Here is a 23,505-nt window from a genome sequence, read left to right as displayed (position 1 = left end):
ACTACTTCACTTTCAAATCCCACTGATTCACATTGTTGAATGTACCCAGGTTCAGCGGCTTACCTACGAGGACAGTCTTCGATACGACTTGCAGCCGCTTCTCGGAATAGACAGCCAGCGTCGGAACATCCTCATGAAGCACCTCTTGCAATTGGTTATAAATCTGGTGGCGCTTCTCCTCTACAATTTCTTGCTCACCCTTCTGGATCAGCTCATCCACTAATGGATTGTTATAGCGAATTACGCTTTCGGGATCATTACTCTTATAAGTTGTAAAATAAAGACTTGGCTCAATATAGTAGTCTCTAGTGAAGATGGTAATGTCATGCTCGCCTTTTTCCACTTTGTCTATTAAGGTAGGGAAGTCGAATTTCTGAACATCAACCTTGATGCCTACAGCCTCTAGGTTCTGAACGAGAATATCAGCCGCCAGCTCTCGAACCTTATTGCCTATTGGGATGAAGAAAGTAATCTTGCGGTTCGAGTCCCAGCCCGCTTCCTCCAGCAGCTGCTTCGATTTGTCTGGATTATAATCATAATTCGGAATATCTTTGTTGAAATAAGGATGCGAGCTTGGAATGCCGCCATCGATAATCTCCGCCTGCCCCTTGAGAAGCTGCTCTACGATAAGCGGACGATTCAGGGCATATGCGATCGCTTGACGAATTCTTTTGTCCGACAGCTTCTCCGTATTGAAGAAGAGCTCTGCTGGCTCAGATGCCGGAGCAGAGGTCACATTCACATTGTCGAAGCCCGTGACCTTATCGTAATCCGTAATTGGAACAAGTCCGACAGGCAGTGAGTTCATCTGAATTTCACCTGTCTGCAGCTGCGCTACGAGATTCGCCGCAGGGAGCACCTTAATAAATATCGTGTCAATCTTAGGAACATCGAGATAATAGTTTTCATTTTTGGCGACCTCAACATATTGGCCTTGCTCGTGATTAGCGAATTGATAAGGACCGATCGTTACCGTTGGCTTCTGAAAATATTCATTCGTAGACAGCTGCTCGGGATCCACGTCTTTCAGAATATGCTCTGGCAAGAAATTAACCTTCGCCCCGAACCGTTCATTGAACACAAGCGGATCAATCGGTGTTTTGGTCTTAATCTCGAACGTTGTCGGGTCGATGATCTTAAGTCCAGCTATATCTGCAACGCCCTCATCCAGCTTCCCTGCATCATTCAATCCTTCAATAAAGTTAAGCTGGAAGGACGTATCAACCTTCGGGTGCAAGGCAGCCTTGAGCGTGAAAGCGACATCTGCCGTGGTGAAGGGCGTGCCGTCATTCCACTTGGCATTGCTCTTAAGCTTAACTTGGAACGTCTGGTTATCCGTTGTCTCAATTGACTCTGCCAGCTTCGGCACGAACTGCGCCGTATCCGTAACATCCAGCAGAGCATCATTCAGCAGATTAATCGGAGCAAGCGAGGCTGAGCTGCCTTGTGTATTGATCTGATTCAGAGTAACCGGCGCATTGACGATGCCAATCGTTAGGATCTTCTTAGAAGGGGCTGGGCTTGCCGTCTCCTTCTCCTCCGCAGCTTCTTGTGTTGGAGCTGTAGTGGCAGCATTGGCAGCACCTTCGTTATTTGTTTTATCCGAGCATCCCGATACTAATAATAAGATTAATAACAGCAGAAATCCCTGTAATTGAACCATTCTTCTCATTGTCGTCTCTCCCTTAATCTATTAATAAGTTGTATGATCATCCTTCACCCTGCTAGGATCTCGCATCAAGCGCATCACGCAGTCCATCACCTACAAAGTTGATGGCTAGAACTGTCATTAGAATAACTAGCCCAGCAGGCACCCATAACCACTGCTGCTCCGTCAGAACAGTCAATGACTGTGCATCGTAGAGCATATTGCCAAGGCTTGCTTGAGGGGACTTAACTCCCATGCCTAGAAAGCTTAAACCCGCTTCACTAAGAATCGTACTGGCAACACCGAACGTCGCATTCACAATAATCGGACCAAGGGCGTTAAGCAGAATATGCCGGAACAGTATACGCGGCGTACTGTATCCCAGCGCAATGCCTGCCCGAACAAAATCCATCTGCTTCATCGACAGTACGCTGCCGCGGACAAGCATGGCAATCGTCGGCCATTTGAATAAAGCGAGCACAATCATAATCGTAGACACACTGGCACCGAGAACACTAACGATAACCAGAACAATCATCATATAGGGGAAGCTCAAAAAGATATCGGTAATCCGCATAAGCAGCATATCGAGCCATTTGCCATAATAGCCTGCCAGCATTCCGACTAATGTGCCGAAGGTGACGTACAATGCGACCGTCGCGAATCCAATCATTAATGATACCCTCGTTCCATAGATCAACCGGCTCAGCACGTCCCGTCCCACTTGATCGGTGCCAAGCCAATAATCGGATGATGGCTTGGCTGACAAAGACTCCGTAATCGCATTCGGATTATTCGGTGCAAGCCAGGGGGCCAGCAGTGCGACAACCATAACAAGCAGAATCATCACAAGTCCCCAGACGGCTAGCTTATGCTTGAGAAATTTCCGTCTGACTTGTCTAGCATAGCTCTCAATATCCTTCTTAGGCTGCTCGTGCTCCTCTCCCGCACCAGAATAACGCCAAGGAATCTCCGTCGCGGACATGCTCTCCCCTCCTTATCAGCTATATTTAATACGTGGATCTGCCACCGAATACAGGATGTCAGTGAACAAATTCATGAACAGCACAACGCAGGCAGCAATGAGATTAACCCCCATCAGCGTCGGATAGTCTCTTGATAGAATCGCCTCCATCGTTAATTGTCCGATGCCTGGCCATTGGAATACTTGTTCAATAATAATGCTGCCACCCAGCAGAAGGGGGATCTCCGCACCTACCACTGTAATAATCGGAATGAGTGCATTGCGAAGCGCATGCTTATTCGTCACCACAAATTCACTTAGCCCCTTCGCTCTAGCTGTACGCAGATAATCCTGATGGAGGACATCCAGCATACTGGCTCGAACATAACGAACTTTTTTGCCTGCAATCGTAATCCCTAATACCATAACAGGAAGGATCATATGTACAATAACATCACCGATACCGCCCGCGCCTCCAAGCGTTGTCATCCCTCCTGTAGGCAGCCATTTCAGTTGAATACCGATAAGGTAGATCAAGCCAAGGCCTAGGAAAAACGGTGGAATCGATGTCCCCAGAAAAGATAAGCCCGTCATCACATAATCCAGCCTTGAATGATGCTTGATCGCACTGATTACTCCTACTGGGATAGCAATCAGCAGCCCTACCAGCATCGATGAGGCCGCCAGCAGTAAGGTGGGCCCTATTCGCTCGCCTATCAGCTGGGATACGGGAGCATAGCTGCTGAAGGAATAGCCTAACTCCCCTTGCAGGAAGCCGCCTAGCCATTTCACATACTGCACATACAGCGGATCATTCAGCCCGAGCAGCTCTTTCCTCAGCTCGAGCATCTCCTTGGGGATATTCGGATTGATCAGCATATCCACGGGATTGCCGGGAGCCAGATTCATGATAAAAAAGTTCAAAATCGTTATTCCAAAAAATACGGGAATGGCAATTAATAATCTACGTATGATGTAACGGCCCATCGAGGCTCTCTCCTCTCTCCACCTCACGCTATGGCGTTATGCTAACGGATAATGACAGGCCACAGCATGAGCATTGTCGCTGAGCTTAGGCTCCACCTGGGAGCATAGCTCTTGTGAATAAGGACAACGGGTATGGAATCGGCAGCCTGAAGGCAGCTTGGCTAGACTCGGTACATCGTCATCGATAAGAAGTCTCTTATTCGATCTAAGCGTCGGATCAGGAGGCGGATATGCATGCAAGAGCAGCTGTGTATAGGGATGCTTCGGCTTACGGAATAGATCAGCCGTGTCGGCCAATTCCACGATTTTACCCAAATACATGACTGCAATTCTTGAACTAATATGCTTAACAGCGCCAATGCCATGAGCGATAAACAAATAGGTCAGCTTCAGCTCCTCCTGCAAATCTTGAAGCAAATTCAGAATTTGCGCTTGAATCGAGACATCTAGTGCCGACACCGGTTCATCACATACGATCAGCTTCGGCCGGAATGAGATCGCTCTAGCGATTCCTATTCGCTGCCTTTGGCCCCCTGAGAACTCATGAGGGTAGCGATCGTAGGCAGATCGTGGCAAGCCAACCAGCTGCAGCAAATGCTCGACCTCGCGCTGCACCCTATCGCGTGGCACCAGCTTATGTGCAATTAGCGGCTCGGCAAGGGTATCATAGATTCGAATTTTGGGATTCAAGGAGGCATAAGGATCTTGGAAGATCATTTGCATCCGTGTGCGTATGGGCTTAAGCTGACGCTGTGAATATTGGGTTATATCCTCATTTTGGAACAAAATGCGTCCGGATTGCGGATTCTCAAGCCTTATAATCGAACGGCCAATCGTAGATTTGCCGCAGCCTGATTCACCAACCAAGCCAACCGTTTCCCCTTCATACAGCGTTAGATTAACATCATCTACAGCCTTTACATGCTCTGCAGCATTCCTGAATACGCCTCTTCTAATAGGGTAGTAGGTTTTTAATCCTTCAATCTGCAGCAGCGGCTGCTCAGATTGCCATTGCCCAGCAGCCTCTAGAATGGTCATACGATAACCTCCCTGGTATGCTCAGTACTGACAGCTGCCGTCACATCCGCCAGCCAGCATCTCACATTATGTCCTTCTCCTGTGGACATAAGCTTCGGCTGCTCCAGCCGACATCGTTCCTCTGCATAGGAGCAGCGAGAGTGAAACCGGCAGCCAGCAGGCATCTGCTGCGGCGAAGGAACTGTACCCGGGATTGCGAACAATCGTTTGCCATTGTCTTGATCAAGTCGAGGAATCGACTTCATTAACCCTTGCGTATAAGGGTGCTTCGGTGCCCGAAACAGTGTATACACATCCGCAGCTTCAACGACCTGGCCCGCGTACATGACGATTACTTTATCAGCCATTTCCGCGACAACACCTATATCATGGGTTACAAGCAGAATGGCTGCTCCGCTCTCCTCCTGCAGTCTCTTCATCAAAGCTAGAATCTGCGCCTGAATCGTAACGTCGAGCGCCGTCGTCGGCTCATCAGCAATTAGCAGCTTAGGCTTGCATACCAATGCCATCGCAATCATGACCCGCTGGCGCATGCCTCCTGACAGGGCATGAGGGTAGTCCTTAGCGATCCCCTCAGGCCTTGGAATTCCTACCTTTCGCAGCATATCCACCGCTGCAGCCTTCACCTCCTTGCGTGAGAGATTCAGATGCAGGCGAATGGCTTCTTCAATCTGCTCTCCTATAGAGAGAACGGGGTTCAGCGAAGTCATCGGCTCTTGAAAGATCATCGATATCTCACGGCCTCGCAGCCTGCGAAGCTGAGCTTCAGGCAGCTTGGTTAGCGACGAGCCCTCGAACCGAATTTCCCCCTGACGAACGGTGCCGCTTGCTCCAAGCAATCCCATGATCGATAAGGATGTCACACTCTTCCCGCAGCCCGATTCCCCAACAATTGCAATGGTCTCTCCATGCCCCAATTCAAAGCTCACATCATCAACCGAAATGATTTCCCCCTGTTCGGATTGAAAACTGATCTGCAGCTGATCGACTGCAAGCAGCTGTCCCATATGCCTTCACCTGCTTCCACGAGGAACGGATAGCTCGTTACAATTCCTCATAATTCCAATGTGTTTTATATGCTTTATCTGCAATCAGTATAGCAAAGAGTATAAAGCTTGAATAATAGAATAATTCTATATCCAATAGAATTTTATTCCATTTTGTGAAGCGAATGCCTTTCGAGGGGTTCTAGCGGAGGCCCTTATCGAGGATAATATGAATGGGGAACAAATAAAAATAGACGCCCTCACGGGCGTCTATGCTCTATTACATGTTCAATTATACAAGTGATTAGCACTCACCAGCTGCTGCTGGCTTGCCTGCATCCGTAGCTGTGCGGAAGCTAGAACCGCAGCCGCATGTTGCTGATGCATTCGGGTTCTCAATGGTGAAGCCCCCGCCCATAGCCGACTCCTTGAAGTCGATCTGCAGCCCATTCAAGTATTTGATGCTATCTTCGTCGACAACGACCTTCAGGCCAGTCAACTCCAGCGCTTTATCGCCTGTATGCTCTTCATCATCGAAGCCCATTCCATAGGAGAAGCCGCTGCAGCCGCCCTCTTTGACGCCAATGCGCAGGAATAGTCCAGGAGTACCTTCCTCCTCGAGCATTTCTTTTATTTTATCAGATGCTGTATCACTAATTGTGATCATGCTTCATCCCTCCAATATATTGATCGTATGGTTCCATTAATCAACCAACCGCTAAGTAAATGTGACTCTTATAACAGTAGTATACTCCTCTTCTCTCTGTTCCTCAAGAGAGCAATGCCTGCTCCTATTCAAGAAATCTTATTGCGGCAAACAGTTGCCCCTAGTTCCGTACAGGTTTATAATAATGACAGCTTTCTGAATCGGATCAGTAATACTGGTACAAACCTGCAGGAAGCAGGTCACTATTTCCCCATGCCGAAGGTGCTTCGGCATTCCTTATTTTTAGATTACACTATAATCGGACTTATGAAGGAGGCTGCCGAGATGAACGTGGTATTACCCACTGACGACAAGCAAATGCAGGAAATTATAGAGAAGGTGCGTAACGGCCAGCGGCTTACATTAGAGGACGGTACATTTCTTTATCGCTCCGATGATCTGCTTAGCATCGGCCAACTAGCCAACGAAGTGAATTTGCGCAAGAACGGTAAGAAAGTTTATTTTATCGAGAATATGAGCCTCTACTTCACTAACGTGTGCGAAGCACATTGCGCTTTCTGCAATTTCCGTAAGGACGAAGGCGAAGAAGGCTCCTACACCTTGACTGGTGAGCAAATGATTGAATATGTCGAGAAGCATTTCCATCCCGGCGTACGTGAGTTTCACATCGTTGGAGGGCATAATGTACATGTGCCATTCCAATATTATGTGGACTCCCTCAGAGCACTGAATGAGAAATATCCGGATGTTACGCTCAAAGCGTACACGGCAGCGGAGATTGACTTCTTCTCGCGCATCAGCGGACTGAGCTATAAAGAGGTCCTGCAGGAGCTCATGAACGCCGGCTTGAAATCATTGACCGGTGGAGGCGCAGAAATATTATCCGATCATTATCGCAAAAAAATGCGCGTAGACAAAGCGGACGTCAGCCAATATTTGCAGGTGCATCGCACTGCCCATGAGCTTGGCCTGCGGACGCATACAACGATGCTCTACGGCTCGATCGAATCTCATGAGGACCGGATTAAGCATATGATGCAAATACGCGAGCTTCAAGATGAGACGAACGGCTTCCAAGTGTTCATACCGCTCTCCATGCAGCCCATTAACCCAAGAGCTGGCATAAGACGACGCAACTCTGCCTTCGAGGACTTGAAGACGATTGCCATTAGCCGGCTAATGCTTGATAATTTCCAGCATATTAAAGCTTATTTCATCAATATAGGTACACAGCTCACGCAGGTTGCCCTGACGATGGGTGCTTCTGACGCGCACGGAACTATTGTGAAGGAAAAAATCAGCCACGCTGCAGGTGCTCTAACACCGGAAGGCATTACGCGCGAGGACCTGATCTGGCTTATTAAAGGTGCCGGCCGTATTCCGGTTGAACGTGACACTTTCTACAATGAAATCAAGGTATACGAGTAATTGCCTTCATTGGTATCCGATATCATCCAGTACATGAATTTTTGTTATCATCATGAGTTGTGGGGTAGGAATTGATATGAAAAAGTTTGTTATTTTGGGTGGAGGCTACGGCGGTCTTGCCATTGCAAATGAGCTGCTTGAGAAGCAGCATCCACTGGATACGTCCATTGTGCTTATCGACCGTATGCCTTTCCAAGGCTTGAAGACGGAATATTATGCGCTGGCTGCGGGGACAGTAAGTGACCTTGAGCTGCGTGTGAAATTCCCCCAAGATCCGCGTATCACTACCGTTTATGGAGAGGTCTCGAAGCTTGATCTCGACAATAAGCTGATACATCTAGATGGTCAATACCCAATTGATTATGATTGGCTCGTCATTGGTCTTGGCTGTACGGATAACTATCACGGTATTGAAGGTGCTGAGCAATACTCAACCAGCATCCAAACCTTCTCAGCCGCGCGCAACACCTACATGCAGCTCAACGATGTGAAGCCTTACGGCCAAGTATCTATCGTAGGCGGCGGCTTGAGTGGCGTTGAGGTGGCCGCAGAGCTGCGAGAAAGCCGTCCTGATCTTAATATCCGAATTATTGACCGCGGCCCAAGTGTACTGTCAGCGTTCCCTGGGAAGCTTCAGCTATTCGTAGCTGAATGGTTCAAGGAGCATCAAGTAGAGATGCGCAGCCATGTGTCGCTGTCTAGACTTGAACAAGGTGCTCTTCATGACCATAATGCCGGAGAAACGATCCTGACTGATGTAACCGTATGGACAGCAGGCATTCAGCCAGTCTCCATTGTACAGCAGCTTAATTTGCCCAAAGACAAGCAGGGACGTCTCATTATTAATGAATGGCATCAGCTGCCTGATCATACAGATGTGTTCGTTGTCGGGGACTGTGCTTCCTTGCCATTCTCTCCAAGCGGCCAAGCAGCTGGAGCTCAAGGCAAGCAGATTGCCGAGGTTATGCATGCGATATGGAACGACAAAACGCCTCGGCTTGGTAAAATCAAGCTCAAAGGCGTTCTGGGTTCGCTCGGTAAAAAAAGCGGCTTTGGTCTAATGGGAAGTACTGCTCTAATGGGAAAAATTCCACGTATGGTGAAGAGCGGCGTGCTCTGGAAATCCAAACGCCACCTCGGTTAATACCTGCGTAATGAAGGAATAATAAGTTCAGTATTATAAATCATCCAGCAGCTTGTCCATCGCCTCACGGTCAGCTTGCTGCTGCTTGATTGCTTCTATTACATTGACATAGAGCTCATCTGGCGTATCTGCAGAGACGATTGTCCCTTCTACGAGCGCGAATGGATTCAAATAACATTCGCCGCAATTACCGAGACAGCCGTACTCAATAATTTCCAGCTCTTCGTCCTGCTCGAATAGCTTCATAATTCGATCTGTGCCATGATGCATATTGCCTGCACAGAACTCAACCATAGGTTTAAACATTGGTGTCACCTGACTTTCATGATTCATATCCATTTTCAATTGCTTCACTTTGTACTATAATAGGATAGAAAGGAGATGAATGCAATGAGTGAACAAGCACAAAGCACAATGTACGATGAAGTTTTGGACGTACTAGATAAATTGCGTCCGTTTCTGCAACGTGACGGAGGAGACGTCGAGCTAGTGGACGTAGAGGGCGGCATCATCAAGCTTCGCCTAATGGGGGCATGCGGCAGCTGCCCAAGCTCGACCATCACTCTGAAGGCTGGTATCGAACGGGCTCTTCTCGAAGAGGTTGAAGGCGTACAGGAAGTCGTACAAGTATTCTAATTGTCAAAGAGTCTTGCCGATCATCATCGGCAAGACTCTTTTTTTGAAGAATTGTGATTACTGCCTTTTAAGCAAGGCCGATGATGTTGGCACGTATCGGATCGAAGCCTCCGGTAACATTCAATATATTTCCAGTCAGGAAATCCGACTTGGATTCACACAGGAATGTGATCACTCGTGCTACGTCCTCGCCTGTACCCGGCCTTCCAACCGGAGACTCGCCATCGAGCTCTCCTGCTACATCTTCAATCGATCTCTCTTTATTCATACCACGTATATCGCCGGGCCCAATCATGTTGACTGTAATGCCATAAGGCGCCTCTTCGACCGCTAATGACTTCGTGAACGAGACAAGCCCTGTCTTCGCTGCTGCATATACCGCTCTATGCGGCCATGCACGCGCTTCTCCCGCATGACCGAACCCAAGATGAATGATTCGTCCCCATCTGCGTTCACGCATCCCGAGCAGCAGCTTATGATCCAGCAGCATGACGCCGAGAAGATTGCCACCGACAAGCCTGGTTATCGTATCTTCATCGTAATCTGCGAATACTTGCCGCTCTCTAATGAACGGCCCTGCGTTATTGACGAGTATATCTACCTTGCCGCTCCATGCCTCTGCCTCGGCCGCAAGCTTCGATACTCCCTCTGTCGTCGCAATATCCGCTTGAACAATCAGCGCCTTCACACCAAGCTGCTCAATCTCAAGCTTCACCTGCTGTACTTCAAGCTCACTCTTCACATAATTCAACACGATGTCACAGCCCTGCTCCGCAAGCTGCAGCGCAGTCCGCTTGCCTAGCCCCTTCGCGCTTCCTGTTATGAGCGCTGTTCTGCCGTTCAGCTCCACGAGTACTCTCCCTCCTCGCGATCATGCTTATCTGGATCTAATCAATCCGCAAGCATACTGGAAGCTAAGCCGCAGTGACTCAATAACCATATCTAATCCCTGCGACAAATCCTGCGATTGCGAATCAATATTTTCCAGCCTTACTTCTTCCCCATACATTTTGTGGCTTTGCACCAGATCATCCTGCATTTCCGAATTCATATAATGAATTTCTGTATTGCGGCGCTTACGCAGCCTTGCCATCGGCGCCTGGGCCTTTTCCTTGACCGCGTTCAGCTTCCATGTCAAATCTGGATGCGCTTTCCTATCTCTCATATTACGCAAAACAGTGAAATATGAAAAGTGTGGTTTAATTTTTTCGGTGCGCATATCCAATATATCATTCAATAGAATGCTCAATTTATCCAATATGGCGAATAAACGAATGAATGCATTTTTATCAAAATAAACATACCGTTTGTAGACCAGCTGTTCTTCTTCCGACATCTTGCTGACGGATACCGCCTTAATCTGCTGTTTGAATCGATCTGCAGCATAACAGCTCTGCTCGAGTTCATTCAAGGAGGCTGACAGCCCAAGCGTCCATATCTCATAGGTGCGCAGCTTGTGATCAATGTCCTTGTCTGACTGGATTTGTTTGCGAAGCAAACGTACGAATTGCTCCATCAACTGTACCGTATCAGCCAAGCGACCTTCTGCTTCTTTCTCTGGTTCTCCAAACAGGAATCGCAGCATGAACGGGTCAGCCTCCTTTATAATTGCCAATATTTACTTCAGACCTTCGCGATAACGCCAAGACCTTATAAGCATGTCCATTAGTATACTGAACAGAATCGAAACAATAATATTATGAAGCAAGCTTGTGAATACGAACCAGTCTGAATTGGTAATGGTATAAGTTAACCATGCTCCGCTCAGCATTTGAATAATGACGAGAATAAGCAGCCAGCCCGCAGGCCTTGTCATAGCTGGGTTATCTCCGCTGACACGCTTGATATGAATATACAGCGCTGCAATCGCAAGGCCTAATATAGCGGCACCTATACGGTGAATGAATACAATTGTCGTTGCGCCTTCCAGCTCGGGAATGACTTGTCCATTGCATAATGGCCAGCCTATACAGCCTCCAGCCGATTCCGTATGTCGGATGAATGCTCCCAAGTAAACGACCACATAGGAGTGGATCGCAAGAGCTAATGCCCAAGGATATATGGTGCGCGGCACCACAAATGCTGCTGGCTTCCCATTCTTAACCCGGTACACCCAAATAACAAGCAGCAGAGTAGCTGCAAAGGCAAGGAGTGAAATCCCGAAGTGAATAGCCATAACAACCGGAGATTGCGGCCACATAACAGCTGCTGCTCCCATGAGCGCTTGAATAATCGTGAATGCCATTGCGCTTCCCGCATAGAAGAGCGGTTCTTTGAAATCCGCTTTATTGCGGAGGTATTGACGAATAGTGAGTATAAGTACAATTAATACCAGTAATCCTTCGATGCCGCTAACTAGTCGATGCATGTACTCGATTAAAGATTCCAATGTATAGGCAGGAATAAATTTACCGTTACAGAGGGGCCAATCATCCCCACAGCCGCGACCGGAGTTCGTATTCGTAACAAGTGCTCCGGCAAGCAGTACGAGAAGCATTCCGATGCAAGATGCGAGAGCAAACTTGCGAAAACGGCCGGTTATCATAAAAAAATCACCTATTTCCGGGTTTTGTTGTCACCTCATTATATAGATAAAAATACCCAAAAGCCATGTTCAAAATGTGAATCTTCCTCGGTCGAGACAACCCTTATGATGCTTCGATCCCCATAAAAAAATCCGTGCGCCAGGGAGTTATCCTCTGGCGCACGGAAATGGTTGGTTACCCGTTCGGAAGTGTATCAGCGACTTGGACTGCACGGTTTAGAAACTGCTCAATCTCTTCCCGTGATTTGCGAAGCTTGTTCACGAACCGGACCAGCTCCTGACCGCTGCGGAATGCTACAAAACTTGGAATACCAAGGATGTTCAGCTCCGAGCATAAGTCAGGCAATTCATCTCGATCTACTTCATAGAAGGCGATTGTACCCTCATACTGCTTCTCAAGCTCCGGCATGAACGGATCAATGAAATGACAATCCGGGCACCATGTCGTCTTGAATACGGCTACTGTTACCCCTTCACCTTGAACAGCTTCGCGGAAAGAGGCCTCTGTCGTTAACTTATTCATCTGTCACCCTCCATACATACGACTAGCTGACTTCGCGCTCAATAATGAACACTTTCTCGTCATCATATATGGTTTCCCATTTCACAGTTGCACCGAATGTGTTAGCGAAATTTCTAGCTGGTACATACAACACACCATCAATGGTTTTCGCTGGGAATGACCATTTGACGCTCTTGCCATTCACAACAACGGTATCGCTTTTTTCTTTGAGAACGACTGTTGTGTTCGTAGCTGCATCGAATACGGTGATGCTCTTCGTCTTGCTGTCATAGCCTACAGTAGCGCCAAGCTGCTCTGCAACATCACGAAGCGGGATAATCGTGACATAGGTTGGTGTTACGATCGGCGGATTGTAGTCATAATCCGGATATAGCTCCACCGTTTGAAGACCAATATGCAGCTTGTTCTTAAGTAGGTCATATGCAACCGACTCGTTATTGAACATTCTCAGCACTTCGTAGCCTTGTGCATTCATAAGATCCTCAGCATGAACAGCTTGCTCTGGAGCAACAGCTTCATCGGCTTTAACCGTACCGTTGACATTCCATTGCTCGCTCTCGGAACGAATGACAATTCCTTCAAGCGGGAACATCAGATCTCCAGGCTTAATCGTTGCTTCAATAACCTGCTTGCGAATGTCCAGCTTGCCGTCCACATATAGATCTGCTTTGATCTTCGTATCTGTGTTGAATACTTGATCAAGCGTTTCTTGATCTGTCTGCTCCAGCTCCTTGATTTGCTCTTGCAAGGATACTAGAAGCTCGGAGATTTCAGCTGCAGCCTCTTGAATAACTTCCTCTGTCGTTGGGCCATCCAGCTCAGGCTGCTCTAGAGGATTAACGGTTCCGAGCGCTTCCCACACCTCTGGGTTCTCAGACATAACCGTCAATACATTCGTTATCATTGCTTCCATGCCAGCACGGTCAGCAACAAGAGCATCCACATATTTCTTCACCCATGCCCAAATCTGTGGGCCATCGAGTTCAGCTTGGATATGAACAAGCGATGTAGATACGCCATTAATTGGCTCATTAACAGTCGCTACAGACAGCTTCTCCGGGTTAGGAAGATTGTCGATCAGGTAAGAACCGACACCGTCAATCAGCTCATAGCCCAGCGCAGTCAATGATTCTTGATCTACTGCAGCCGGCAGCTCTTCTTCCGCAAGTGGGACTCCAGTAAGTGAAGATAGCCCCTCTTCAGACAGATCGATAACAACAGGGAGGTTAGCCCCTTCGATCTCAATAACAGCTGTCGTATCAGATAGCTTCAATGAGAATCCGATGCTCGTCGATTCACCGAATATAAGCTTACCTTTGTATGAAGCATGCTCTTGATCCTGTACTTTAATGTCATCCAGTTGAACTTTAAGATTAGAAATCAATTGCATGATAGCTAATTCTTCTTCAGCAATACCTTCATACGCTTCTTCATTCATAAGCAGCTTCAGCTCAAACGTCTGTTTGCCCTCAAGCGATGTTACCTTTAATGAATTTTTGAGCATTTTGTTGAAATCGACATTACCAATAGCTTGACAACCCGCAACGAATACGAGGGCCAGAGCGATAAACAGCATTATCCCCCTCTTAGCCATTCCTAGCTTTTTCAATGCATCCAATTAATAGATCCCCTTTCAACAAATAAATAGAATAATTTCATATAACTCCATTTATTGTACATGAGGGCTCTAGCCTTGTAAATGTAAGGAAATGAAGAAGATTACAATCGTTTTCGTTTTAACCTTTTAACACTCTCGAGAATGGTTTAAGCAGCAGCATGAACAGCTTGCGCAGTGGTCCTGGGAAGGACTTCGCATCCTCCGCAGTAACGACACGCAGCAGAACGAGCAGGACCAAATAGATCGCTACGATGACAATCCCAGCAACAGAAGCCGCTGCCAAATACTCCAGCTTCATTGACCATCCATGAATCAGGTTTCTCACGCCGCTCTCCACTGCCCAGCCGGCAGCAATAGCTGCAAGGATTGTAACGATATATGGAATCCATTTGCGGCCAAGCACACTCAGCTTCACCTCTTGGCTGATGCTCTCCATGTTGAGCCATGTAATTACGATAAAGCATATTGTAGATGCTGCGATCAGTCCATAAATACCGTAGAGCGGAGCAAGCGCGACGCTTAATATGATCTTCAGCCCTATTCCAACGAACGTATGCACCATCGGCAGCCGTGGTTTCCCCATACCGAAAAGAATCGAGTTGCTGGTCATCATCGTAATTTGGAAGATCGTTCCTGCCGTCAATGCAGCAACAATACCGCTGCCTTCCGGTCCGCTGAATAGGAAGCCCGTTACGGAATAAGCAGCTGCAGTCAACGTTAATGCAGCAGGAACACCGGTGAACAGAACGATTCGCATGACAAGCGAGGTCTGACGCTGCACCTCACCCATACGACGCAGTGAATAGGCGGCCGATATGACCGGAATAATAGAGGTACTTAGTGCAATTGCTAGAATAGGCGGTATTCCTGCAATGGACTGCGCCTTGAAGCTGAATTGTCCTAATACCTCTACCGCCTTGGTATAGCTGTAATGTCCTTCTGTCAACCGTACCAGCAGGGACGTATCGAACGTATAGATCAATTGAACCGTCATCGCCGTCACAACGACAGGAATCGACATTTTGAATATTTCACGATAGATCGTCCGGAAAGGAATTCGGGAAGCTTGCTTCTCCACATCCTTGTTATCCTCTGCAACAGCTCCTGCGTTCACCGCTTCACCACGATCAGAGCGTTTCAGCTTCCGAGCATACCAGAGCATGACGAGCAGCGCTCCAACACCGCCAATCACATTACCGAATGTAGCTGCTGCAGCTGTCCACCTGTCACCCCATGCTAATGAGAGGACGATGAACGCAAGACCAACACCGACAATAACACGCAGGATCTGCTCAATAATTTGAGAGATGCCCCCTGCAGCCATCAGCTGCCTACCTTGAAAATATCCTCTCATCATCGCAATAAGCGGGAAAATAAGCAGCGTTGGCGCGACAGCTCGAATCGCAAGCTCCGCACCAGGTGTCTTCGCGATCGTATTCGCATAGAATGGAGCGACTAGATAGAGCAATGCCGTCAGCACTACCCCCGTTACTGCTCCGAACAGCAGCGCAGCTTGATAGACCCGCTGAGCTTCATGCTGGCGGCCAAGCGCATAGCGCTCGGACACCATTTTACTAATCGCGCTCGGTATTCCGCCTGTTGCAATGACTAGAAGAGTCAAATAAATGGTGTTCGCCAGGGCAAAATGCGCCTGTCCTTCGTCTCCCAATATATGATCAAGAGGAACACGTTGAAAAATGCCGAGAAATCTAGCTACTAGAGCCGCTGCCGCTAAGATCAGCGTGCCTTTAATCAGTGAGTCTTTTTTCATTATCGTCCGTCTCTCTCTCGCAAGTGTTGAACCAACTTCGTTTATTTGCCGCTGAGCTGTTCAAGTGGTTGATGATTGCCGCGTACTGGCACTGCTGCCCCTGATGGAGCTGCCCAGCCAATACCGTTTTTAATAATTTGAAGCACATGCGGGTTGTAATAGGTCGGGTAAGTTTCATGGCCTGGACGGAAATAGAAGATTTTCCCCTGCCCCCGATTGAAGGTACAGCCGCTGCGGAATACTTCTCCGCCTTCGAACCAGCTGACGAATACAAGCTCGTCCGGTGCTGGGATATCGAAGTGCTCACCGTACATCTCCTCATGCTCGATTGTTACATATTCAGGAATGCCCGCTGCGATCGGATGAGCAGGATTAACGGTCCAGATGCGTTCTTTCTCTCCAGCCTCACGCCATTTCAGATCACAGCCAGTACCCATCAGCTTCTTGAAGATTTTGGAGAAATGACCAGAGTGCAGTACGATTAGTCCCATTCCGTCCATAACACGCTGATGCACGCGCTCGACGATTGCATCTTCAACCCGGTCATGTCCCATATGGCCCCACCAGATCAATACATCCGTATTCGCCAGCTTCTCTTCTGTTAAGCCATGCTCAGGCTCTTCCAGAGTAGCCGTAGTGGCCTCGATGCCATCCGAGCTGATTCCAGCCGCAAGGGCTTGGTGAATCCCATCCGGGTAAACCTTGCGAACCTCATCATGAAGCTTCTCATGCAAAAATTCATTCCATACTGTTACTCTGATCATTCAATCATCTCCTATGCTTATTTTAGTAAATCCACAGCCATACAATGAATAACACAATCATTGCCGTTTGCAATATGACTTTGACAACGACGCTTGTAAGAAGACCCACTAACGAGCCGACTCCAACCTTCAACGAATTAAGGAAGGCAGCACCTACGATCAGCTCGCCAATGACAGCTCCAACGAAGGGCCCGATAATGAGACCAAATGCAGGAATAACGAATGGCCCGACAATGAGACCAATTGTGCTTCCTATTACCGATGCCCTTGAGCCCCCGAATCGCTTGACTCCCCATGCGCTAACCGCATAATCAGCGACAAACAGTGTCACAACGATTAATGTCTGAGTCGTCCAGAACACCCAGCCGAAGGACTCCCATGTGAAGAAGAAGCCATATACGAAAAAGGCGGCGTATATCGCCAGTGCCCCCGGCAATATGGGATAGATGGTGCCAGCCATCCCGACAACAAACAAAATAACAATGAGTGACCAGCCTAGAATATCCACCTGCAATCAACCTTTCAAAATAAACTGCTTAATGACCTCTGCGACTCCATCCTCGTTATTGGACGTTGTAATGAAGTCTGCCGCTTCCTTAACCACATCTTGAGCATTGCCCATCGCTACACCAAGTCCTGACTCACGAATAGCTGCGATGTCATTCAGGCTGTCGCCTACTGAAATGACCTGCGACATCTCAATGCCAAGCAATCCGCACAGCTCCTCGATTGCAGTCGCCTTCGATACGCCCTGTGGATTCATCTCTAGGTTATGCGGCGAGGAATTGGAAATCTCAAGCGCTCCCCACTCCGATACTTCTGCGAGAATACGCTCCCTCACTGCATCATCCTCTGTGTAATAGCCGAACTTCAGCCAGTGATGAGCATCATAGTCTCCTGCCGGTTCAATCCATTTCTCCAGATTGTATACCTGACTTGTCGTATACGCCCAGAACCAAGTGCCCTCATGCTTCAGCGCAAGCTCATGCATACGCTTCACGTCGCTCGTGTTCATAAGCTTCCTACGATGCAGCACATGCGGCCGCTGCCATATCTCGCCTCCATTGACGGTTATCATCGGCGTCTCAAGCTTCAATTGCTCCGCGTAAGGCAATGCGCTCTGGAAGCCTCGTCCTGTAGAGAAGCTAACAGTGACCCCCGCTTCAAGAGCACGCCCAATCCACAGCGCATTCTCACTGCTAATTTCACTTCGTTCATTCAATAGTGTGCCATCCATGTCTAACGCTAACAATTTATAATCTCCCATGTGAGCCTCCTACATTCCATTCTGCTACAAACATTCTAGCACATAATGGAGAGATTCCAAACGTTAGCCATAGATAAAAAACGAGCGAGAGAGCTCGTCACAGCTCTCGCTGCTGACAGACTCCCTCGCTCTATGAATGAGCCGATTGACTCCTTATTCAGTAGTCGTCTCGACCGAATTGACTTCTGCTGACGCACCTGCGTCTTCCTTACCTTCCGCACCATCTCCCGCTTCCGCCGCTTGCTTGCTCTTCTCCAGGAGCTCCTGGCCCGAGTTATGCAGCTTGCTAAGCGCTTCATCAAGCGACTGGCTGCCTTCCTTCACGGACTGAAGCTCCGTTTCTGCGGTGCCGCTGAATTGCATATAGAAATCTTCCAGCTTCTCGAACCCTTTATATGGATTGAACGAGCTCGGTCTGAGCATATAGAACGCTGCTAAGTTGTGTCCTGCATCATCCTTGTAATAAGTAGTACGTACCGGGAATGACCCGTTGAAGCCTGTCTTCGAGGTTACTCTTGCGAATTCATCACCTGTTATATATTCAAGAAAACGCCACGCCGCTTCCTTATTCGGGGAACTCTCGTTAATAGCGAATAAATTTTGCACAGATACCATGCTGCTGCTGTCCGGATTCTGCGGATCAACCGGAACGGTTACCATATCCCAATTGGCGATGAGCTTTGATTTCTGATCATCAGGCAAATAATCCGCAGCTTGCTTAATCTGCTGCATCAGATAGGCTCCATCAATCGTCATAGCAAGCCTGCCCCCTACGAACGGATTGCTCAGCAAATATTCCTCATACGTACTATTATTGCTAGGACCTCCCTCGTAATTTTCAAAATACAGAGCTTTCGAGTTAAGCGCATCAAGCGAGGTTTGCAATACATTTTTCCAGCCATCCGTATTAATGGTCATTTCCATCTTATCCGCATTGACGAAGTTCATATTCTGAGCATTGGCAAGCTGCGTCGCGAACTGGAACAAGCTGTCGCTATAGCCCATTTTCAGCCCGTAGATACGATCCTTCTCTTCCCCATCTGTTGGGAAACGCTTGGCTAGCAGCAGCAGGTCGCTCCAAGACATTCGGTCAGTCGGGTAGTCAATGCTGTATTTGTCGAATAAATCTTTATTATAGAAAAGAGCTTGACTGTAATAGCCGCTCACGAATCCGTACAGCTTACCGCCGCCAAGCTCTCTGAGGTAATCCAGCAGCCCAGGAACAAGCGTCTCCGTATTGTACTTCTCCTTCTCTAGGTAAGTATCCAGCTCATACAGCTTGCCTTCCTGCGACATTGTCTCATACTGATCGCTGCTCAGCATATAGATATCGGGCTGTTCCTCTTCCATGAATTTAAGCATCAGCTCATTATAATCCTCGCCCTCTTCCGGGCGAAGGCTCTGTGTAGTTACAACCTGAAGATCTATATTAGGATATAATGCCGAGAATAACATGCCGTATTGCTGATAGAATGAGCTCTCGTCATAATACATGATCTTGAGTGTCTGTTGTTCGCTGCTCTGCCCATTATTGCCGCCTCCGAAGCTGCAGCCTGCAAGCACTGCCGTTAACAGTACAACTAGTACAGCTTGTTTCAACCATCGTTTCATTTCTTTCTACACTCCCCTATATAATATTGATACCTTGAGGTTATTTCCCTCACTTGCATCTCCTACTCCTACCCTCCAATTCCACATTGCATATCATAATACAAATTGTCCCATTTATTACAAACGATATAATTCATCAAGAGGTTGCACAATAATTAAAATTTCTACATAAAAAAATCCGTTCATCAGTATAGTTTGGAAGGTATTCCCTTCCTCTCTAACCAATAAACGGATTATCAACTACGTATTATGACTATCTGGCAAGCCTTCTCATGCGCAGCTTCTTCACTGCCAGGCCATGCGATGGAGAGAATAGAAAAGCCAAGATGAATAACAAAGCTGCTGCACAAACGATACAGCCAGCAATCGAAGCGTCGAGCACGATAGCTGCTCCGTAGCCAACGAAGGTGCTTGCGATGCCGACACCTGCGCTTAATGCAATCATGACGCCAAGGCGGTCTGTCAACAGATAAGCTGTAGAGGCTGGTATGACCAGTAAGCCGACTACAAGTATTGCACCAACACTCTCGAAGGAGCTGACCGTCGCCATGGACACCAAGCCCATCAGCAAATAGTGGAACAGCATGACCGGTATCCCGCAAGCTGCCGCAAGCGCAGGATCGAATGCACATAGCTTGAATTGTTTATAAAAGAGGCCGATGACACTAACGATAATAATAAGTGTAATCCCGAGCAGCCAGACCGCTTTCGGGCCTAGATCGACGCCACCCACAACCCATGTGTTCCAATGCACATAGGCTATCTCCCCATATAGAATGGCATCTTGGTCGAGATGCACCTGCCTTGCGAATATACTCACCAGCAGAACGCCGATCGCGAACATGGCAGTGAAGACTACTCCAATGGAAGCATCGGATTGAATACCGCTCTGCTGGAACAGCTGGATAAGAAAGACCGCTAGAAGACCACAGGCTAGCGCTGCCACCATCATCAGCATCGAATCACGCGAGCCGCTCAGCAGAAAGGCGATTACAATTCCTGGCATAACAGAGTGACTGATAGCATCGCCGATCATTGCCATTTTGCGAAGAACGAGAAAAGCACCTAATATTCCACAGCAGCTGGCGACAAGCGAACCGGTTAACAGTATCCAGAAATCGCTCATAATGCCGCCCCCTCCTTGATGTTGTCCTTCAAATGCCCCTCAGACTTGCCAGTCTCCCTCTGATTCTCAAGAAAGTCACGTCTAACTTGAGATCGTACCAGCCTCTTCGCGAGCAATCCTCTCTCTGGTCCAAGCAGCACCGATATGCTGAACAGCAGGGTTGCCGCAAGCACGGTGAGTGGTCCAGTCGGAAGGTTGGACGCAGTCGAGCTGATCAGTGTCCCCGCTGCTCCGCTTAAGGCACCGAACAGACCGGATATTACGACCATGATGCTCAGCTTATTCGTCCAATATCTTGCTGACACAGCCGGAGTAATAAGTAATGCTGCTACAAGCACAACCCCTACTGCTTGAATGCCCACTACAACCGCAACGACCATCAGGAACATCAGCAGCTGCTCCAGGAATGCGACCGGATAGCCTAGTCCACGAGCAAAGCCCGGGTCAAAAGAAATGAGCTTGAATTGCTTAAAGAACAGGATACATACCGTTATAAGCAGCGTGCTCACAATCAGCATCGTCCACACATCCGAACCCACCATAGCCGCTGCCTGACCGAATATGAATTTGTCCAAGCCCGACTGATTGCCGAAGCTGCCGTGCTGGATAATTGTTAGAAGTACAATACCTAAGCCGAAGAAAGAGGATAATACGATACCCATAGCCGCATCATGCTTAATTCTTGAATGACGAGTGATCCATCCGATTCCGAATGTTGCGAGCAGACCCGCTGCACCTGCTCCTATAAGGAAGAAGAGCAGTGACTTCGTGCCAGTCAGCATAAAAGCGATACAAATGCCGGGCAGTGCAGCATGAGCGAGAGTATCGCCCATTAAGCTTTGTTTGCGCAGATAAGAGAAGCTGCCAATAACGCCGCTGCTTAATCCAAGCAAGGTACAGCTAATAAAAATCCACTGCATATTCGGATCGTTCAGGAGTGTCCATAACGTTTGCATGACTGCCTCACCCTTTCTTCACGGAAGACAGCGCATCGCCGCTCCGGTCAAGAAACGCCAGGCGCCCCCCGTATGTTCGCTGCAGCATATCCTGCGTGAATATCGTCTCTGTCGGACCATAGCCCTGCAGCTCAACATTGAGCAGCAGCACGGAATCAAAATATTCCTCGACTGTTGCCAGATCATGATGGACGACGATAACGGTCTTGCCTTGACGCTTCAGCTCTTGAAGTAGTGTTATAATCGCTTTCTCCGTCGCTGCGTCCACACCTGCAAAAGGTTCATCCATGAAATACAAGCTGGCATCCTGAGCCAGTGCTCTTGCTAAGAACACACGCTGCTGCTGTCCGCCTGACAGCTGACTGATCTGACGATTCGCATAATCGCCCATACCGACCTTCGCCAGGCATTCCATAGCGATATTACGCTCTTTGGCACCTGGACGTCCGAACCAGCCGAGATGTCCATAGCGGCCCATCATGACGACATCCAGGGCATTCGTAGGGAAATCCCAATCGACAGATTCTCTCTGTGGAACATAGCCAACAAGCTTGCGCTGCTGCTTGTAGGGCTTGCCATAGATGAATACCTCTCCGCTAAGCCGTGGGATTAAGCCCAGAGCCGCTTTCATCATCGTCGATTTCCCTGCCCCGTTCGGACCGATCACCCCAACAAGCTCGCCTTCGGATACAGAGAAGGAAACATCCCGCAGCACCGGCTTTTTCTGATAAGCAACACTAAGTCCCTCGATCGTTAATGGAGGTGCATTGCGGGTTGGTACTGCTGATATTGAATGAGTCATCTGTATCACTCGCTTTCCTTCATTTATTTCAATGCCTTCACAATCGTGTCGACATTATGCTTCACCATACCGATGTAGGTACCTTCTACCGTTCCTTCATCGCCCATTGCATCTGAGAACAGCTCGCCGCCGATTGTCACCTCGTGACCAAGCTTGCTCGCCCCTTCAATTACAGAATCAATCGACTTGCGCGGCACGCTTGACTCAATGAATACCGCTTTGATCTGCTTCTCAACAAGGAAATCCCTCAGCTCACCAACATCCTTAGACCCATATTCTGACATGGTATTCATTCCTTGAAGACCGGTTACTTGCAGGCCATATTCATCTCCAAAATATCCGAAGGCATCATGTGCGGTGACAAGAATCCGACTTGCTTCCGGAATTAGTGCAATTTGATCACGTACATATTGGTCAAGCTCATTAAGCTTTTCAATGTATTGTGCCGCTCTTTCCTTATATTGCTCTGCATTAGCAGGATCTTTATCCACCAGCGAGTCACGAATCACTTCTGAAGCTGAGATCCACAGCTTGACGTTAAACCAGATATGCGGGTCATGCGACTGGGTTCCACCATCTTCCAGCGTTCGCAGATCACCTTCAGCGATTTGGGAGGATATTGCGATTGTTGGCTTCGTTTTCTCCAAGTTCTCGAACATTTCCGCCATTTTACCTTCTAAGTGAAGTCCGTTATAAAAAATAATGTCTGCATCATCTAGTTTCTCCACATCACCATGGGAAGCCTTATATAAGTGGGGATCTATGCCGGCCCCCATCAGACCTACAACATTGACGCTGTCGCCGCCTATTTCTCTGGCCGTATCTGCTATCATGCCTGTCGTTGTTGTAACCTTCAGCTTGCCGTTGTTCTCACTAGCTGTGTCTTTATTATTCCCGCATGCAGCAACAAGCACTACACTGACCATCAAGAATGCAATAGTCAATATTAACCTATAGACGGATGAATGTTTCTTTCTCATTGTACACAATACGATCACTCCTAAAGTTTTTATTGTTGCCCGTA

At 48.1% G+C, this 23,505-nt stretch carries 24 protein-coding genes; 3 read left to right on the top strand and 21 right to left on the bottom strand.

What is annotated here, in order from left to right; translation table 11 throughout:
* Position 1 precedes the first annotated feature (1 nt).
* The 6 genes from AC6ESP_RS03380 to AC6ESP_RS03355 form a co-directional block, all read right to left on the bottom strand.
* Entirely contained in the window at positions 2–1,672 is a 1,671-nt protein-coding gene (locus AC6ESP_RS03380) for an ABC transporter substrate-binding protein (protein ID WP_497095260.1), read from the bottom strand.
* Between the two features lie 52 nt (positions 1,673–1,724).
* Positions 1,725–2,633 (bottom strand): oligopeptide ABC transporter permease, encoded by a 909-nt coding sequence (gene opp4C / locus AC6ESP_RS03375; protein WP_497095259.1) that lies wholly within the window; start codon positions 2,631–2,633, stop codon positions 1,725–1,727.
* Between the two features lie 15 nt (positions 2,634–2,648).
* A complete protein-coding gene (locus tag AC6ESP_RS03370; protein WP_497095258.1) occupies positions 2,649–3,599 on the bottom strand; it encodes an ABC transporter permease in 951 nt (316 codons plus the stop codon).
* A 36-nt stretch (positions 3,600–3,635) separates the two neighbouring features.
* On the bottom strand, positions 3,636–4,637 hold the full coding sequence (locus tag AC6ESP_RS03365) for an ABC transporter ATP-binding protein (RefSeq protein ID WP_497095257.1): 1,002 nt from the start codon (positions 4,635–4,637) through the stop codon (positions 3,636–3,638).
* On the bottom strand, positions 4,634–5,644 hold the full coding sequence (locus AC6ESP_RS03360; RefSeq protein ID WP_497095256.1) for an ABC transporter ATP-binding protein: 1,011 nt from the start codon (positions 5,642–5,644) through the stop codon (positions 4,634–4,636). The genes AC6ESP_RS03365 and AC6ESP_RS03360 overlap by 4 nt, the downstream gene beginning before the upstream one ends.
* A gap of 283 nt (positions 5,645–5,927) precedes the next feature.
* Entirely contained in the window at positions 5,928–6,290 is a 363-nt protein-coding gene (locus AC6ESP_RS03355; protein WP_497095255.1) for a HesB/IscA family protein, read from the bottom strand.
* 324 nt (positions 6,291–6,614) lie between these two features.
* Between AC6ESP_RS03355 and mqnE the strand changes: the two genes are divergently transcribed.
* Positions 6,615–7,718, top strand: coding sequence for an aminofutalosine synthase MqnE (gene mqnE, locus AC6ESP_RS03350; RefSeq protein ID WP_497095254.1), 1,104 nt, complete (start codon positions 6,615–6,617; stop codon positions 7,716–7,718).
* A 76-nt stretch (positions 7,719–7,794) separates the two neighbouring features.
* Entirely contained in the window at positions 7,795–8,862 is a 1,068-nt protein-coding gene (locus AC6ESP_RS03345; RefSeq protein ID WP_497095253.1) for an NAD(P)/FAD-dependent oxidoreductase, read from the top strand.
* Positions 8,863–8,895: 33 nt separating this feature from the next.
* On the opposite strand, the gene AC6ESP_RS03340 is transcribed toward AC6ESP_RS03345, so the two are convergent.
* Entirely contained in the window at positions 8,896–9,168 is a 273-nt protein-coding gene (locus AC6ESP_RS03340) for a YuzB family protein (protein ID WP_497095252.1), read from the bottom strand.
* Positions 9,169–9,252: 84 nt separating this feature from the next.
* Between AC6ESP_RS03340 and AC6ESP_RS03335 the strand changes: the two genes are divergently transcribed.
* Positions 9,253–9,498, top strand: coding sequence for a NifU family protein (locus AC6ESP_RS03335; RefSeq protein WP_497095251.1), 246 nt, complete (start codon positions 9,253–9,255; stop codon positions 9,496–9,498).
* A 67-nt stretch (positions 9,499–9,565) separates the two neighbouring features.
* On the opposite strand, the gene AC6ESP_RS03330 is transcribed toward AC6ESP_RS03335, so the two are convergent.
* The 14 genes from AC6ESP_RS03330 to AC6ESP_RS03265 form a co-directional block, all read right to left on the bottom strand.
* Entirely contained in the window at positions 9,566–10,342 is a 777-nt protein-coding gene (locus AC6ESP_RS03330; protein ID WP_497095377.1) for an SDR family oxidoreductase, read from the bottom strand.
* 33 nt (positions 10,343–10,375) lie between these two features.
* The gene (locus AC6ESP_RS03325; protein ID WP_497095250.1) at positions 10,376–11,113 is read right to left on the bottom strand and encodes a Cthe_2314 family HEPN domain-containing protein; all 738 of its coding nucleotides are present in this window, start codon (positions 11,111–11,113) and stop codon (positions 10,376–10,378) included.
* A gap of 3 nt (positions 11,114–11,116) precedes the next feature.
* Positions 11,117–12,043, bottom strand: coding sequence for a COX15/CtaA family protein (locus AC6ESP_RS03320; protein ID WP_497095249.1), 927 nt, complete (start codon positions 12,041–12,043; stop codon positions 11,117–11,119).
* A gap of 175 nt (positions 12,044–12,218) precedes the next feature.
* Positions 12,219–12,566 carry a thioredoxin family protein gene (locus AC6ESP_RS03315; protein WP_497095248.1) on the bottom strand — a complete coding sequence of 116 codons (348 nt, stop codon included), beginning with the start codon at positions 12,564–12,566 and terminating at the stop codon, positions 12,219–12,221.
* A 22-nt stretch (positions 12,567–12,588) separates the two neighbouring features.
* Positions 12,589–14,184, bottom strand: a complete 1,596-nt coding sequence (locus AC6ESP_RS03310) for a copper amine oxidase N-terminal domain-containing protein (RefSeq protein ID WP_497095247.1) — start codon at positions 14,182–14,184, stop codon at positions 12,589–12,591.
* Positions 14,185–14,302: 118 nt separating this feature from the next.
* On the bottom strand, positions 14,303–15,955 hold the full coding sequence (locus AC6ESP_RS03305; RefSeq protein WP_497095246.1) for a putative polysaccharide biosynthesis protein: 1,653 nt from the start codon (positions 15,953–15,955) through the stop codon (positions 14,303–14,305).
* A gap of 41 nt (positions 15,956–15,996) precedes the next feature.
* Positions 15,997–16,719 carry a ThuA domain-containing protein gene (locus AC6ESP_RS03300; protein ID WP_497095245.1) on the bottom strand — a complete coding sequence of 241 codons (723 nt, stop codon included), beginning with the start codon at positions 16,717–16,719 and terminating at the stop codon, positions 15,997–15,999.
* A 22-nt stretch (positions 16,720–16,741) separates the two neighbouring features.
* Positions 16,742–17,227, bottom strand: coding sequence for a DUF456 domain-containing protein (locus AC6ESP_RS03295; RefSeq protein ID WP_497095244.1), 486 nt, complete (start codon positions 17,225–17,227; stop codon positions 16,742–16,744).
* A gap of 6 nt (positions 17,228–17,233) precedes the next feature.
* Positions 17,234–17,986 (bottom strand): Cof-type HAD-IIB family hydrolase, encoded by a 753-nt coding sequence (locus AC6ESP_RS03290; RefSeq protein WP_497095243.1) that lies wholly within the window; start codon positions 17,984–17,986, stop codon positions 17,234–17,236.
* 153 nt (positions 17,987–18,139) lie between these two features.
* Positions 18,140–19,597 (bottom strand): ABC transporter substrate-binding protein, encoded by a 1,458-nt coding sequence (locus tag AC6ESP_RS03285; RefSeq protein ID WP_497095242.1) that lies wholly within the window; start codon positions 19,595–19,597, stop codon positions 18,140–18,142.
* 253 nt (positions 19,598–19,850) lie between these two features.
* Positions 19,851–20,723, bottom strand: coding sequence for a metal ABC transporter permease (locus tag AC6ESP_RS03280; protein WP_497095241.1), 873 nt, complete (start codon positions 20,721–20,723; stop codon positions 19,851–19,853).
* Positions 20,720–21,679: a metal ABC transporter permease gene (locus AC6ESP_RS03275; RefSeq protein WP_497095240.1), complete on the bottom strand. Its 960-nt coding sequence runs from the start codon at positions 21,677–21,679 to the stop codon at positions 20,720–20,722. Before AC6ESP_RS03275 ends, AC6ESP_RS03280 begins: the two co-directional genes overlap by 4 nt.
* A 7-nt stretch (positions 21,680–21,686) precedes the next feature.
* Positions 21,687–22,481: a metal ABC transporter ATP-binding protein gene (locus tag AC6ESP_RS03270; RefSeq protein ID WP_497095239.1), complete on the bottom strand. Its 795-nt coding sequence runs from the start codon at positions 22,479–22,481 to the stop codon at positions 21,687–21,689.
* A 23-nt stretch (positions 22,482–22,504) separates the two neighbouring features.
* Complete coding sequence (locus AC6ESP_RS03265; protein ID WP_497095238.1) at positions 22,505–23,461, bottom strand: metal ABC transporter solute-binding protein, Zn/Mn family; 957 nt, start codon at positions 23,459–23,461, stop codon at positions 22,505–22,507.
* Between the last annotated feature and the right edge of the window lie 44 nt (positions 23,462–23,505).

It is taken from the genome of Paenibacillus xinjiangensis, from assembly GCF_059686975.1.
Note: the sequence above shows the minus strand (reverse complement) of the source record. Positions and strands in the feature narration are given on the sequence as shown.

What these genes read in the sequence shown, in the direction of transcription:
- AC6ESP_RS03300 (WP_497095245.1), bottom strand. Translation starts at nt 16,719, where the DNA reads ATGATCAGAGTAACAGTATGGAATGAATTTTTGCATGAGAAGCTTCAT.
- AC6ESP_RS03355 (WP_497095255.1), bottom strand. Translation starts at nt 6,290, where the DNA reads ATGATCACAATTAGTGATACAGCATCTGATAAAATAAAAGAAATGCTC.
- AC6ESP_RS03290 (WP_497095243.1), bottom strand. Translation starts at nt 17,986, where the DNA reads ATGGGAGATTATAAATTGTTAGCGTTAGACATGGATGGCACACTATTG.
- AC6ESP_RS03345 (WP_497095253.1), top strand. Translation starts at nt 7,795, where the DNA reads ATGAAAAAGTTTGTTATTTTGGGTGGAGGCTACGGCGGTCTTGCCATT.
- AC6ESP_RS03370 (WP_497095258.1), bottom strand. Translation starts at nt 3,599, where the DNA reads ATGGGCCGTTACATCATACGTAGATTATTAATTGCCATTCCCGTATTT.
- mqnE (WP_497095254.1), top strand. Translation starts at nt 6,615, where the DNA reads ATGAACGTGGTATTACCCACTGACGACAAGCAAATGCAGGAAATTATA.
- AC6ESP_RS03265 (WP_497095238.1), bottom strand. Translation starts at nt 23,461, where the DNA reads ATGAGAAAGAAACATTCATCCGTCTATAGGTTAATATTGACTATTGCA.
- AC6ESP_RS03360 (WP_497095256.1), bottom strand. Translation starts at nt 5,644, where the DNA reads ATGGGACAGCTGCTTGCAGTCGATCAGCTGCAGATCAGTTTTCAATCC.
- AC6ESP_RS03365 (WP_497095257.1), bottom strand. Translation starts at nt 4,637, where the DNA reads ATGACCATTCTAGAGGCTGCTGGGCAATGGCAATCTGAGCAGCCGCTG.
- AC6ESP_RS03335 (WP_497095251.1), top strand. Translation starts at nt 9,253, where the DNA reads ATGAGTGAACAAGCACAAAGCACAATGTACGATGAAGTTTTGGACGTA.
- AC6ESP_RS03270 (WP_497095239.1), bottom strand. Translation starts at nt 22,481, where the DNA reads ATGACTCATTCAATATCAGCAGTACCAACCCGCAATGCACCTCCATTA.
- AC6ESP_RS03320 (WP_497095249.1), bottom strand. Translation starts at nt 12,043, where the DNA reads ATGATAACCGGCCGTTTTCGCAAGTTTGCTCTCGCATCTTGCATCGGA.
- AC6ESP_RS03315 (WP_497095248.1), bottom strand. Translation starts at nt 12,566, where the DNA reads ATGAATAAGTTAACGACAGAGGCCTCTTTCCGCGAAGCTGTTCAAGGT.
- AC6ESP_RS03275 (WP_497095240.1), bottom strand. Translation starts at nt 21,679, where the DNA reads ATGCAAACGTTATGGACACTCCTGAACGATCCGAATATGCAGTGGATT.
- AC6ESP_RS03380 (WP_497095260.1), bottom strand. Translation starts at nt 1,672, where the DNA reads ATGAGAAGAATGGTTCAATTACAGGGATTTCTGCTGTTATTAATCTTA.
- opp4C (WP_497095259.1), bottom strand. Translation starts at nt 2,633, where the DNA reads ATGTCCGCGACGGAGATTCCTTGGCGTTATTCTGGTGCGGGAGAGGAG.
- AC6ESP_RS03340 (WP_497095252.1), bottom strand. Translation starts at nt 9,168, where the DNA reads ATGTTTAAACCTATGGTTGAGTTCTGTGCAGGCAATATGCATCATGGC.
- AC6ESP_RS03280 (WP_497095241.1), bottom strand. Translation starts at nt 20,723, where the DNA reads ATGAGCGATTTCTGGATACTGTTAACCGGTTCGCTTGTCGCCAGCTGC.
- AC6ESP_RS03305 (WP_497095246.1), bottom strand. Translation starts at nt 15,955, where the DNA reads ATGAAAAAAGACTCACTGATTAAAGGCACGCTGATCTTAGCGGCAGCG.
- AC6ESP_RS03285 (WP_497095242.1), bottom strand. Translation starts at nt 19,597, where the DNA reads ATGAAACGATGGTTGAAACAAGCTGTACTAGTTGTACTGTTAACGGCA.